Origin of the sequence: Actinomadura livida (assembly GCF_014648675.1) — a bacterium.
GTDB lineage: Bacteria > Actinomycetota > Actinomycetes > Streptosporangiales > Streptosporangiaceae > Spirillospora > Spirillospora livida.
Genome location: NZ_BMRO01000006.1, coordinates 494155 through 505696 on the forward strand (window position 1 = coordinate 494155; position 11542 = coordinate 505696).

At 72.9% G+C, this 11542-nt stretch carries 13 protein-coding genes; 10 read left to right on the plus strand and 3 right to left on the minus strand.

What is annotated here, in order from left to right; genetic code table 11:
* The first annotated feature begins 198 nt into the window (after nucleotides 1-198).
* Genes IEZ03_RS17370 through IEZ03_RS17390 form a run of 5 tightly spaced genes read left to right on the plus strand, consistent with a single transcriptional unit; the run spans nucleotide 199 to nucleotide 4449 of the window.
* Nucleotides 199-1455 carry a CaiB/BaiF CoA transferase family protein gene (locus tag IEZ03_RS17370; protein WP_184883280.1) on the plus strand — a complete coding sequence of 419 codons (1257 nt, stop codon included), beginning with the start codon at nucleotides 199-201 and terminating at the stop codon, nucleotides 1453-1455.
* Nucleotides 1448-2266, plus strand: a complete 819-nt coding sequence (locus IEZ03_RS17375) for a citryl-CoA lyase (protein ID WP_184883278.1) — start codon at nucleotides 1448-1450, stop codon at nucleotides 2264-2266. The genes IEZ03_RS17370 and IEZ03_RS17375 overlap by 8 nt, the downstream gene beginning before the upstream one ends.
* Nucleotides 2259-3122 carry a DODA-type extradiol aromatic ring-opening family dioxygenase gene (locus IEZ03_RS17380; protein ID WP_184883276.1) on the plus strand — a complete coding sequence of 288 codons (864 nt, stop codon included), beginning with the start codon at nucleotides 2259-2261 and terminating at the stop codon, nucleotides 3120-3122. The genes IEZ03_RS17375 and IEZ03_RS17380 overlap by 8 nt, the downstream gene beginning before the upstream one ends.
* Nucleotides 3119-3481, plus strand: a complete 363-nt coding sequence (locus IEZ03_RS17385; protein ID WP_184883274.1) for a hypothetical protein — start codon at nucleotides 3119-3121, stop codon at nucleotides 3479-3481. The genes IEZ03_RS17380 and IEZ03_RS17385 overlap by 4 nt, the downstream gene beginning before the upstream one ends.
* Nucleotides 3482-3483: 2 nt before the next feature.
* Nucleotides 3484-4449: a quinone oxidoreductase family protein gene (locus IEZ03_RS17390; RefSeq protein WP_184883272.1), complete on the plus strand. Its 966-nt coding sequence runs from the start codon at nucleotides 3484-3486 to the stop codon at nucleotides 4447-4449.
* Here IEZ03_RS17390 and IEZ03_RS17395 read toward each other — a convergent pair.
* Nucleotides 4427-5236: an IclR family transcriptional regulator domain-containing protein gene (locus IEZ03_RS17395; protein WP_184883270.1), complete on the minus strand. Its 810-nt coding sequence runs from the start codon at nucleotides 5234-5236 to the stop codon at nucleotides 4427-4429. The two genes, IEZ03_RS17390 and IEZ03_RS17395, sit on opposite strands and share 23 nt — an antisense overlap.
* 161 nt (nucleotides 5237-5397) lie before the next feature.
* Between IEZ03_RS17395 and IEZ03_RS17400 the strand changes: the two genes are divergently transcribed.
* From IEZ03_RS17400 to IEZ03_RS17410, 3 genes are all read left to right on the plus strand, one after another.
* The gene (locus IEZ03_RS17400) at nucleotides 5398-6246 is read left to right on the plus strand and encodes a PaaX family transcriptional regulator (protein WP_184883268.1); all 849 of its coding nucleotides are present in this window, start codon (nucleotides 5398-5400) and stop codon (nucleotides 6244-6246) included.
* Nucleotides 6247-6418: 172 nt separating this feature from the next.
* Nucleotides 6419-7708, plus strand: coding sequence for a pyridoxal phosphate-dependent aminotransferase (locus tag IEZ03_RS17405; RefSeq protein WP_184883266.1), 1290 nt, complete (start codon nucleotides 6419-6421; stop codon nucleotides 7706-7708).
* A 139-nt stretch (nucleotides 7709-7847) separates the two neighbouring features.
* Nucleotides 7848-9062, plus strand: a complete 1215-nt coding sequence (locus IEZ03_RS17410; protein WP_184883264.1) for a cytochrome P450 family protein — start codon at nucleotides 7848-7850, stop codon at nucleotides 9060-9062.
* A 110-nt stretch (nucleotides 9063-9172) separates the two neighbouring features.
* Here IEZ03_RS17410 and IEZ03_RS17415 read toward each other — a convergent pair whose 3' ends face one another.
* The gene (locus tag IEZ03_RS17415; protein WP_184883262.1) at nucleotides 9173-10126 is read right to left on the minus strand and encodes a DNA polymerase domain-containing protein; all 954 of its coding nucleotides are present in this window, start codon (nucleotides 10124-10126) and stop codon (nucleotides 9173-9175) included.
* Between the two features lie 168 nt (nucleotides 10127-10294).
* Nucleotides 10295-10570, minus strand: coding sequence for a sulfurtransferase TusA family protein (locus IEZ03_RS17420; protein WP_184883260.1), 276 nt, complete (start codon nucleotides 10568-10570; stop codon nucleotides 10295-10297).
* Nucleotides 10571-10871: 301 nt separating this feature from the next.
* Here IEZ03_RS17420 and IEZ03_RS17425 point away from each other — a divergent pair, with 301 nt between their 5' ends.
* On the plus strand, nucleotides 10872-11222 hold the full coding sequence (locus IEZ03_RS17425; RefSeq protein ID WP_184883258.1) for an STAS domain-containing protein: 351 nt from the start codon (nucleotides 10872-10874) through the stop codon (nucleotides 11220-11222).
* Between the two features lie 111 nt (nucleotides 11223-11333).
* Nucleotides 11334-11542: maltotransferase domain-containing protein (locus IEZ03_RS17430; protein WP_229808357.1), on the plus strand; the 209-nt coding region annotated here is incomplete at its 3' end.

Consider the following 11542-nt stretch of genomic DNA (forward strand, 5'->3'; position numbering starts at 1 on the left):
CTCCTCGTCCTTCGGGACACTCACCCCGGAGCAGTCACGGACTAATGTCCGCTGTACGGTCAAAGCTGCATATGGCCACTCTTTCGAGCGATAGTCAAAGTGTCAACCACTTGACCGGGTTCGATATCGCCGTGGCACAATCGGGAGTGCGGACGAGCGTCCGCCCATCGGACGAGAGACCGAGCGACAAGGAGCCGGATGACGGACGACACCGCGCGCGAAGGGCCGGGCGGCCCCCTGGCGGGGGTGCTGGTGGCGGACTTCTCCCGGATCCTCGCCGGGCCCTACGCCACGATGCTGCTGGCCGACCTGGGCGCCGAAGTGGTCAAGGTGGAGGGCCCGGGGGGCGACGACACCCGCACCTGGACGCCGCCCGCGCGCGGCGACGTGTCGACCTACTACCTCGGCATCAACCGGGGCAAGCGCTCCATCGCCCTCGACCTGCGGGACGAGGCCGACGCCGCGGCCGCCCGGGAGCTGGCCCGCCGCGCGGACGTGCTGATCGAGAACTTCAAGCCGGGCGGCCTCGGCAGGTTCGGCCTCGACTACGACTCGGTGCGCGCCGCCAATCCCGGCATCGTCTACAGCTCGATCACCGGGTTCGGGTCCGGGGCGGGGCGCGACGTCCCCGGCTACGACCTGATGGTGCAGGCGATCTCCGGGCTGATGAGCCTGACCGGCGACCCGGACGGCCCGCCCTACCGGGCCGGGATCTCGGTGTTCGACGTGATGGCGGGCAACCACGCCGCGATCGGCATCCTCGCGGCGCTGCGGCACCGCGACGCGACCGGCGAGGGGCAGCTCGTCGAGGTGAACCTGCTGTCGTCCGCGCTGACCGGGCTGGTCAACCACAGCTCGGCGTACGTCGCCGGCGACACCGTCCCGTACCGGATGGGCAACGCGCACCCGAGCGTGTTCCCCTACGAGCCGCTCCCGACCGCCGACAGCGACCTCATCGTCACGGCGGCCAACGACCGGCAGTTCCGCAGGCTGTGCGAGGTCCTCGGCGTCCCGGACGTCCCGGACGACCCCCGCTTCGCGACCAACGCCGCCCGGACCGCCAACCGCGCCGAGCTCCGCCCGATCCTGGTGGAGCGGCTGCGGCTGCGCGGCGCCGTCGAGTGGTTCGACCTGCTCGTGGAGGCCGGCGTGCCGAGCGGGCCGATCAACACGATCGACGGCGGGTTCGCGATGGCGGAGCGGTTCGGGCTGGACCCGGTCGTCGTGGTCGGCGAGGGCGGCCAGGCCGTGCCGACCACCCGGCACCCCATCCGCTTCTCCCGCACGCCCGCGACGTACCGGCTGCCGCCGCCGGAGCTGGACGAGCACGGCGCGGAGCTGCGCAAATGGCTCGCCGAACCGCGGGACGGCACAGGGCCACAGGAGAACACGGGGCCACAGGAGAACACGGGGCCACAGGAGGACACGGGGCCGCAGGGGGACGACCGTGGCTGAGCGGCCCGAGTACCCGACCGCGCTCGGCGCGTCCAGCCGGGACAAGATCACCCTGCTGGGGCACGACCTCGCCGAGGACGTGATGGGCGAGGTCGGCTTCGGCGAGCTGGCGTTCTGGCTCGCGGCGCAGCGGCGGCCGGAGCCGGGCGAGACCCGCGTGTTCGAGGCCGTCCTCGCCGCGCTCGCCGACCACGGCTTCACCCCGACCGCGATCGTCACCCGCCTCACGTACCTGTCGGCGCCCGACTCGGTGCAGGGCGCCCTCGCCGCCGGGCTGCTCGGCGGCGGCTCCCGGTTCCTCGGCGTCACCGAGGACACCGGCCGGTTCCTGCACGGCGTGCTCGAAACGGTGGACGGCGACCCTCCGGCCACCGACGAGGAGTGGGACGCGCTCGCGCTGCGGACCGTCCGCGCGGAACGCGAGGCGAAGCGGTTCGTCCCCGGCCTCGGCCACCACGTCCACAAGGACGGCGACCCGCGGACCCCCAGGCTGATGCGGATCGCCGCCGAGGAGGGGTTGTTCGGGCCGCACCTGTCGCTGTTCGCCGCGATCGGCCGCGTCCACCCCGAGGTGCTCGGCAAGAAGCTGCCGCTGAACGGCGCCGGGGTGTGCGGCGCCGCGCTCGCCGACCTCGGGCTCCCGCTGGAGCTGCTGCGCGGGTTCGCGCTGCTGGCCCGCACCGCCGGGCTCATCGGGCAGCTCGCCGAGGAGCTGCGCCGCCCGGTCGGCAACGAGATCTTCCTGTCGGTGGACCTCAACAACCGGTCCGTCGCCCCCGACCCCTACTCCCCCGGAGACCGTCATGGCTGAACTGGTCGCTGTGATCGCCTCGACCCACCACCCCTTCTACCACCGAGCGAGCACGGCGACCGGGGAGGACCGCCCCGGCTTCGCCGACGAATGGGTCCGCAAGGTCGAGGCGTTCCGCGAGACGCTCACCAGGGCCCGCCCCGACGTCCTGGTGATGGTCGGGTCCGACCACTTCCACCAGCTGTGGCTGGACAACATGCCGCAGTTCCTCATCGGCAAGGCGCCCTTCTACGACGCGAACTGGTACAACGAGGAACGCGAGTTCGGGCTCCCCCGGATGGTGATGAAGGGGCAGGAGGACCTGTCGGCGTACCTGCTGCGGGAGGGCATCGACGCGGGCTTCGACCTGGCGTTCTCCAACGAGCTGCGCATCGACCACTCGATCACGTGCCCGATCATCACGCTGCGCCCGCAGAACGACCTGCCGATCGTCCCCGTCTACACCAACATCTTCGCGCCGCCGCTGCCGCGGCCGAAGCGGTTCGTCCAGCTCGGCGAGACGATCCGGGAGCTGGTCGAGTCGTGGCCCGGGAACCAGCGGGTCGCGATCGTCGGCACCGGGCACCTGTCGCTGGAGCTCGGCGGCCCGCGCCAGTTCGGCCCGCACGGCCCCGACCCCGAGTTCGACGCGAAGGCCGTCGAGTGGATCTCCACCGGCGACATCGAGGGCTGCCTGTCGGAGGTGACGCTCGACAGCCTGCACGCCCCCGGCAACGCCACCCACGGGTTCATGGACTTCATGCTGATGATGGGCGTCGCGGGCGAGGGCCGGAAGGCCGACTACGTCGACACCTACGACCTGTTCCACACGATGGAGGCGTACTTCACCTGGTACCCGACCGGAGCGGGCAAGTGAGCAAGTACCTGCTGAACAAGTTCCTCTTCACCGTCGACCGCGACCCCGCCCTGGTCGAGCGCTACCGGGACGAGCCGGAGGCGACGGTGGCGTGGTGGGAGGAGGGGCAGGCCAACCGAATCCTCAACTGCCACGGCGCCGAGTCCAGCACCTGGCTGCGCTTCGCGGACGCCGAGCGGGCGGCCCTCGCCGCGCACGACTACCCGAAGCTGTTCGAGCTGGGCGCGCACCCGTTCCTCACGCTGACGCTGTTCATCGCGATGTTCGAGCGCGACTACGACGAGCCGCTCGGGTTTCAGCTTGAGTACGCGCGGAAGCTCTCGCACATGACGCTCCCCTACCCCGACATCGCGACCTGACCGTGCGCGCCGCCGAGATCCGCGAGTGCGGCCGGCCGCCGGTGGTGGCGGAGCGGGACACGCCCGTGCCCCGGGACGGCGAGGTGCTGGTGGACGTCCTCGCCGCGCCCGTCACGCCGCTCGACCTGCTGTGCGCCACGGGCACGTCCTACTTCGGGCGGCCCGCGACGCCGTACGTGCCGGGCGTCCAGGGCGTGGGGACCGCGGGCGGCCGGACGGTGTGGTTCCCGACCCCGGCCGGGATGGCGGCGGGCGACGGGAGCATGGCGGAGGTCGCGGCCGTCCCGGAGTCGGAGCTCGTCGAGCTGCCGGACGGCACCGACCCGGTGGCGCTGGCCGCGCTCGGGCTCTCGGCGGTCGCCGCGCACATGGCGCTCACCATGCGCGGCGAGCTGGCCCCGGGCGAGCAGGTCATCGTGCTCGGCGCGGGCGGCGTCGTCGGGCAGGCGGCGGTGCGGCTCGCCCGGATCGCGGGCGCGCGGCGGGTCGTGGCGGGCGCGCGCTCCCCGGCCGCGCTGGAGCGCGCGGAGCGGGCAGGGGCGGACGCGGTCGTCGCGCTCGACACCGGCGACGCCGGCGAGCTGGCCCGCCGGTTCGCCGCCGCCGCGGACGGCCCGGCCGACCTGGTGCTCGACCCGCTGTTCGGCGCCCCGGCCGCGGCCGCCGCGCTGGCGCTGCGCCCCGGCGGGCGGCTCGTCAACCTGGGCGGCTCGGCGGGCGAGACGTGCCCGATCGAGTCCGCCACCCTCCGCGGCAGGTCGCTGCGGCTGCTCGGCTACACCAACAACGAGCTGACGGCGGAGCAGCGGGCCGCGGCGATCGGGTTCGTCGCCGCGCGGGCCGCGGCCGGGGAGCTGTCGGTCGCGCACGAGACCGTCCCGCTCGCCGACGCGGCGGCGGCGTGGCGGCGGCAGGCCGCCGGCGCGGCCGAGGGCCGGATCGTGCTCATCCCGCGGCCGGGCGGGTGACCTGCGGGACGGTCTCCAGCCGCGCGAAGTCGGCGCTGATCTCCCCCGCCGTGTGCAGCAGCAGCGGCAGGTGCTCCTCCAGCAGCCGCTCGACGGGCGTCTCGGCGGCGTGGGTGTTGACGTTGATGCCCGCGATGACCTTCCCGGAGCCGTCCCGCAGCGGTGCCGCCACCGAGCGGATGCCGCGGGCGAGCTGCTCGTCGGTCATCGCCCACCCGCGCGCCCGGACCTCGCGCAGCTCCGCGTCCCGGTCCTCCCGGGACGGCCGGACGCGCGGCTCCAGGCCGGAGCGGGTCGGCTCGGCCAGGATCCGGTCGACCTCCGCGGGGTCCAGCGCGGCGAGCTGGACCTTGCCGAGCGAGGTCTGCAGAGCCGGGAAGCGCGTCCCGATCTGCACCGTCAGCGCGACGATCTTCGGGACGGCGACGCGGGCGACGTACACGATGTCGGACCCGTCGAGCTGCGCGATCGAGCACGACTCGCCGGTCCGCTCGACGAGGCGCTCCATGTGCGGGCGGGCGACGTCCCACAGCCCCATCGAACGGACATAGGAGACACCGAGGTCGAGCACGCGGGGGGTGAGGGCGTATCCTCCGTCCTCGACGCGCACGTAGCCGAGTTCGCGGAGGGTCAGCAGGATGCGGCGGGCGGTCGGCCGGGCCAGGCCGGCGGCCTCGGCGACCTGCGCCAGTGACATCACGGGCCGCCGCGGCCCGAAGGCGGTGATGACGTCGAGGCCCCGGGCCAGGGCCTCGATGAAATCCGGTCCGGTGCCTTCCCGTGGCATCGATCATCCCCTCGCCGCTCGCACGCCCGTCGGATGTCCATCATACGGACACCTGACCGGCACGTGGGCGGCGCCCCGCAAGCAAAGATGCTTGATTGATAGCTGTCGCGCGTCAGGATTTCATCGAATAATCTGCCCTGAGGACGACGAGAGGACGAGGGATGACCGCCGTGCAGGACGCGTCCCCGAACCCGCGGCCGCGCGTTCGCGCCCCGCAGCAGCTGCTGTTCAGCTTCCTCGGCTCGCTCGTCCTCGACCGCGGGTACCCGCCGATCAGCTCCCGGGTCTTCCTGCACCTGCTCGGCGACCTCGGGGTGGCGGAGGCGGCCGCGCGCGCCACGCTCGCGCGGATGACGCGCAAGGGCCTGCTCGCCCGGACCCGGGAGGGCCGCACCGCCCGGTTCTCCCTCACCCCGTGGGCCGAGGACCTGCTCCGCGAGGCCAAGCCCCGGGTCGACTCCCCGGCGCCGTTCACCCACCCGGACGGCGAGTGGACGCTGCTCAGCTACTCGATGCCGGAGAGCCGCCGCGACCTGCGCCACCAGATCCGCGCCCGGCTGATCTGGGCGGGGTTCGGCGGGCTGCGCGACGGGCTGTGGATCGCGCCCGGCCGCGTCGACATCGCCGCCATCTTCCAGGGCCCGGAGTTCGCCGGGCTGGCCGAGCTGGCCGACGGGTTCTACTCCGTCCCGGTGGAGGGCACCGACGTGCCGAGGCTCCTGCACCGGGCCTGGGACGTCGGCGCCATCCGCGCCGAGCACGAGTCGTTCATCGCCGCCTGGACGCCAGACCGCGCGGCGGCGGGGCATCCGCTGACCCGACTCACCCTCCTCGGCGCCGACTGGCTGCAGGTGCTGCGCACCGACCCCGGCCTGCCCGCCGAGCACCTCCCGGACGGCTGGCCCTCCGCCGAGTCCACCGCCCTGTACCGGGAGCGCTTCGCCGCGCTCGCGCCGGACGCGGCCGGCGAGCTGCGCAGGCTGCTGGAGGCCGACGCCGGGCGGCGCTGACCGGGACGCCGGGCCGGGAACGCCGGACGGGCCCCACCGGGCGCTGAACCCGTGCGGCGGCCGGGCCGTACCTCTGGCGGGCGGGCACCAACCGGACCCGGCCAGCGGACGACACCGGTCGGACGCCGCCTCCCGGCCACGGCGACGTCCCCGCGCGCGAGGAGCACCTTCCGTGTCAACGGACTCGATCGATCCGAGCCTGCTGCGCAAGAACGCGCACAGCCCGTCCTTCCTCGCCCTGCAGCGGGCGTCGTCGGGGCGGCAGGACCTGGTCGACTTCTGCATCCCCTGCAACCCCTACTTCCCGACGCCCGGGATGTTCTCCCAGCTCGCGGGGGCCATGGAGCAGATCCTCAAGTACTACCCGAGCGACGCCGGCACGATCACCGCAGAGCTGTGCTCGGTGCTCGGGCACAACCCGCAGACCGTGGTGATGGGCAACGGGTCCACGGAGCTGATCACCTGGATCGACCACCTGCTGGTCCGGGAGAGCCTCGCCACGCCGATCCCGACGTTCGGCCGCTGGACGGACCAGCCGATGGAGACCGGCAAGCGCGTCGACATGTTCCAGCTCCAGGAGATGCGCGGCTTCGAGTTCGACGTGGACGCGTTCGTGCACTTCGTCCGCACCCGCGGGTCGCGGGTCGCGGTCGTCTGCAACCCGAACAACCCCGACGGCGGCTACGTCCCGCGGCGGGAGATCGTCCGGCTGCTGGACCTGCTCATCGACCTGGACCTGGTCGTGGTGGACGAGTCGTTCCTCGACTTCGTGGACGCCGAGCCGCACACCAGCGTCGCCGACGAGGCGCGCATCCGGCCCAACGTCGTCGTCCTGAAGAGCCTCGGCAAGAACTTCGGCCTGCACGGCATCCGGTTCGGCTACATGGTGGCGAACCCAGCGCTGGCGCAGACGGTCCGGGCGGCGCTGCCGAAGTGGAACCTGAACTCCTTCGCCGAGGTCGTGGTGTTCCTGCTGCGCGAGCACGGCGCGGAGTACCGGGAGAGCCTGCGGCTGCTGTCCCGGGACCGGATGATGATGGCGCAGCAGCTCGCGGCGCTGCCGGGGCTGAAGGTCTTCCCGTCGCAGGGCAACTTCATCATGATCAAGCTCCCGGACGGCCGGGACGGCGTCGCGCTGCGCGACCACCTGATCTCCCACCACGGCGTGTTCATCCGCGAGTGCGGCAACAAGCTGGGGTCCACGAGCCAGTTCGTGCGGCTGGTCGTCCGGCCGCAGCAGGACGTGCAGCGCCTGCTGATCGGCCTCGGCTCCTACCTGTACGGCACCGCCGCCGAGGCGCCGCCCGACAACGTCGTGTCCCCCGGGCACGGCTGGGGCGAGCCGGCGCGGCCCGGCGGGACCGGCGCGCCCGGGGAGCCGGACATCCCGGCGGCGAGCCGCTTCACCGAGCACGCGCACGGCGAGCCCCTCTCACCCGAGGATTTCCGGGCCGCCATTTAGGTAATGGCCGAAATGAATTCGCCGATCAATTCCCCGAGTTGATCTAGCCGGAAGCCCGGGCCGGGACCTACGTTGGCAGCGTCGTCTTTCGCACGCCGCCATTCACGGCGCGTTCCGACCCGACCTCTGGAGAGATCCAATGGAGAATCCGTACGTCCTCGACCCCACGGGCGCCGATGTGCAGGGGGAGGCCGCGAAACTGCGGGAAAGGGGGCCGGTGACGCCGGTGGAACTCCCCGGCGGCGTGGCCGCGTGGGCGGTGACGGGGCAGGAGGAGCTCAAGGGCCTGCTGGCCGATCCGATGGTGTCGAAGAACCCGAACCTGCATTGGGCCGCGTGGATCAACGGCGAGATCCCGCCGGACTGGCCGCTGGCACTGTGGGTGTCGGTGCAGAACATGTTCACCGCCTACGGCGACGACCACCGCCGGCTCCGCACGATCATCTCCCGGGCGTTCACCCCGCGGCGCACCGAGGCGCTGCGGCCGGCCGTGGCGGAGATCACCCGGGACCTCGTCGCGGCGCTGGCGGCGGCACCGGGCGGCCGGGCCGACCTGCGCGAGGAGTTCGCCTACCCGCTGCCGATCGAGGTGATCTGCCGGCTGTTCGGCGTCCCGGACGAGACGCGGCCGAGCCTGCGCCGCTGCGTGGACGGCGTGTTCAACACGGCGCTGACGGCCGAGCAGTCCCTCGCCAACCAGCAGGTGATGTACGGCATCCTGCAGGACCTCGTCGAGTTCCGGCGCCGCGAGCCCGCCGACGACCTGGCCGGCGTCCTGATCTCCGCGCGGGACGAGGAGGGCTCGCGGCTCAGCGAGAACGAGCTCGTGGACACCCTGATCCTGATGATCTCCGCCGGGCACGAGACCACCGTGAACCTGCTCGACCAGGCGATCGTCGCGATGCTGACGCACCCGGAGCAGTACGCGCGGGTCCGGTCCGGCGAGGTGCCGTGGGACGAGGTGATCGAGGAGACGCTGCGCTGGCAGCCGCCCGTGGCGAACCTCCCGCTGCGCTACGCCGTCGAGGACATCGAGGTCGGCGGCGCGACGATCCGGAAGGGCGAGGCGATCCTGGCCGCGTACGCCGCGGCCGGGCGCGACCGCGCGCTGCACGGCGACGACGCCGACGCGTTCGACATCGCCCGCGCCGACAAGGAGCACCTCTCGTTCGGCTACGGCGTGCACTTCTGCGTGGGCAAGCACCTCGCGCGGATGGAGGCCGAGATCTCCCTTCCGGCGCTGTTCGGCCGCTTCCCCGATATGGCCCTCGCCGTCGACCCGGGCGAACTGCGCCAGGTGGAATCGTTCATATCGAATGGCCACCGTGAACTGCCGGTCATTCTGAATTCCTGAGAGGGGACCGCCGTCTCGTTCGTTTCCCCGGCCGCCCGGCGCGAAAGGCCGGGGAAACAGCGGGATCGGCGCGGTTTTCGTTCGCCTCGCCGTTTCGGGCGGGCCGTTTCTCAGGTGGCGCGGCGGGCGCGGGCCCGGCGCTTTCCCTCGTGCATGGCCTGCACCCGCGCGACCGGGATGGTGTGGCCCTCCTCGATCAGGCCGGGCGGGAGTTCCTGCGGGGGCGGCATGAGCTCGGCCCACGGGTCGCGGTCCGCGAGCAGGCCCGCGGCGTTCCGGACGGTGAAGTCGGCGGGGGCGACGCCGTCGAGGTCGTCCCACGGCACGGGGAACGAGACCGGCGTGCCGGGGCGGATCCGCGGGCTGTAGGCGGCCACGACGGTCGCCCCGCCGGCGCGGGTGGAGTCGAGGAACACCTTGCCGCCGCGGTCCTCGCGGATGAAGGCCGTGGTGGCGAAGTCCGGGTCGAGGCGCTCGGCGCGGGCCGCGAGCGCGCGGGTGGCGGCGGCCACGTCGTCGGCGGGCGCGCGGCCGTCCAGCGGCACGAACACGTGGACGCCCTTCGCGCCGCTGGTCTTGACGGCCCCGGCCAGCCCGGAGGCGTCCATCGCCGACCGGACGAGGCGGGCGGCGCGGACGGCGGCGCCGAAGTCGTCCGGGGCGGGCGGGTCGATGTCGACGACCAGGTGGGTCGGCCGGTCCCAGGCGCCGTCGCGGAAGAGCGGCGGGTGGTACTCGACGGCGCGCTGGTTGGCGAACCAGAGCAGCGTGCGGCGGTCGTCGCACAGCGCGTACGACACCTCGCGCCGGGACGACTCCGCCCACACCGTCACGCGCGGCACCCAGGACGGGGTGTACTTCGGGAGGTTCTTCTGCATGAAGGGCTTCTGACCCCGCAGTACGCGCTTGACCGACAGCGGCCGCCCCGCGAGCTGCGGGAGGATGCGGTCGGCGACGGCGTCCAGGTAGTCGACCAGGTCGCGCTTGGTCGTCCCGGCGCCCTCGAACAGGGGCTGGTCGAGGTTGGTCAGCCGGACTCCGGCACGCTCCTCTTCGGCGCTCACGTGCTCAGCTTCGCACGCGCCACCGACAACGCGGCACCCCCGCCGCCGGCGGTCACAACGCCGTGGTCACAGGCCCATGGTCACAGGCCCGTGGTCACAGGGCGGCTGCCGGACGGGGCGAGCGTGCGAGCGGCCTCGCCGCGCCGGCGCGATGCGCGGGCGAACCGCTCAGCGGGGCCGCCAGGGCGACTCCGGGGAGGTCGGCCGAGGGGCCGCCGTCACCCGGAGGGCGTAGGTGGGGGACGCGGCGCCGTCGAGCGGGCCGAGGTAGGTGTGGCCGGTCAGGTGGCACCAGGCGGGGAGGTCGATGGGGGCGGCCGGGTCGCTGGCGATCAGATGGACGACCGTGCCGGGGGCCATGTCCGCGATGCGGCCGCGCAGCTCCAGCAGGAGGCGCACGCAGGAGCGGTCGCCGCCGTCGATGACGACTGGATCCGCGCTCATCCCGCCTCCCCCGGTTCCACCCGATCGCGAAGTTAGCAGTCCACAGGGTGAAATATAGGGCTTTGACCATGCCGGGACGGCGCCGCCCCGGCCGGGCGGTCCCGGCCGCCGACCCCTCGAAAGCGACAAACCAGGATCTGTCGCCGATGAACGGGATCGGCCGGGATATGAGGGACCACCGCCCGAGACTTGACCATCTCTTGAAGGTTCCGTCCGGTCCCGGGGCTTACAGTCGCAGTGAGGTACCCCCCGTTGTCATCCAGGTGAGGGACCGGCGTTGGGGCGAAGCATGGATCTCGGTGTGGCGCGAGTGGAGATCACGCGGACGTGCGGGACGCTGACGTTCCCGGCCGAGGTGGACCTCAGCAACGGCGACGCGATCCTCCGGCAGGCCGAGCGGCTCCTCGCCTCCGGGACGCCGGCCCTGATCCTCGACCTCACCGGCTGCACGTTCTGCGACAGCAACGGCCTCAACGTGATCACGCGGTCCCAGATGCGGGCGACCGAGATGGGCGTCCCGATGTGGGTGGTGCTGCCGCCGCGCGGCATCGTCCGGCGGGTCTCGGACGTGGCGGGCCTGCAGCGCCGGGTCGCGATCGCCCCGGACGTGGCGACCGCCCGCGAGGCGCTCGCGTCCACCGCGCCCCGCTGAGCACGGCACCCTGGGCACGCACCGCTGAACGCCCCGCCACGCCGTGGAACGGGCATCCGCGGCAGACGGAACGCGCGGGGGATCTCTTTGCGTGATCTTGTCGTGGCGCTGATGGCCGGAAGTTGCGGACGGGGCATGGATGCCTTGGAGCGCGGGGCGCGGTGCCCCGGCATCGCCGACGCGCGGGAGCGGCACATGCAGGTGAAGCTGGAATCGGAACTCGGGCGCATCCCGATTCTGGACGTGGCGCCGGTGGTGGGTTGTGGCAGGTGGCCTGCCAAGGCGGTGGTGGGTGAGACGGTCGAGGTGTCGGCGACGGT

Excerpts from the sequence above, each read along its gene's own strand:
- IEZ03_RS17370 (WP_184883280.1), top strand. The coding sequence starts at position 199 with ATGACGGACGACACCGCGCGCGAAGGGCCGGGCGGCCCCCTGGCGGGG.
- IEZ03_RS17380 (WP_184883276.1), top strand. The coding sequence starts at position 2,259 with ATGGCTGAACTGGTCGCTGTGATCGCCTCGACCCACCACCCCTTCTAC.
- IEZ03_RS17395 (WP_184883270.1), bottom strand. The coding sequence starts at position 5,236 with ATGCCACGGGAAGGCACCGGACCGGATTTCATCGAGGCCCTGGCCCGG.
- IEZ03_RS17400 (WP_184883268.1), top strand. The coding sequence starts at position 5,398 with ATGACCGCCGTGCAGGACGCGTCCCCGAACCCGCGGCCGCGCGTTCGC.
- IEZ03_RS17410 (WP_184883264.1), top strand. The coding sequence starts at position 7,848 with ATGGAGAATCCGTACGTCCTCGACCCCACGGGCGCCGATGTGCAGGGG.
- IEZ03_RS17420 (WP_184883260.1), bottom strand. The coding sequence starts at position 10,570 with ATGAGCGCGGATCCAGTCGTCATCGACGGCGGCGACCGCTCCTGCGTG.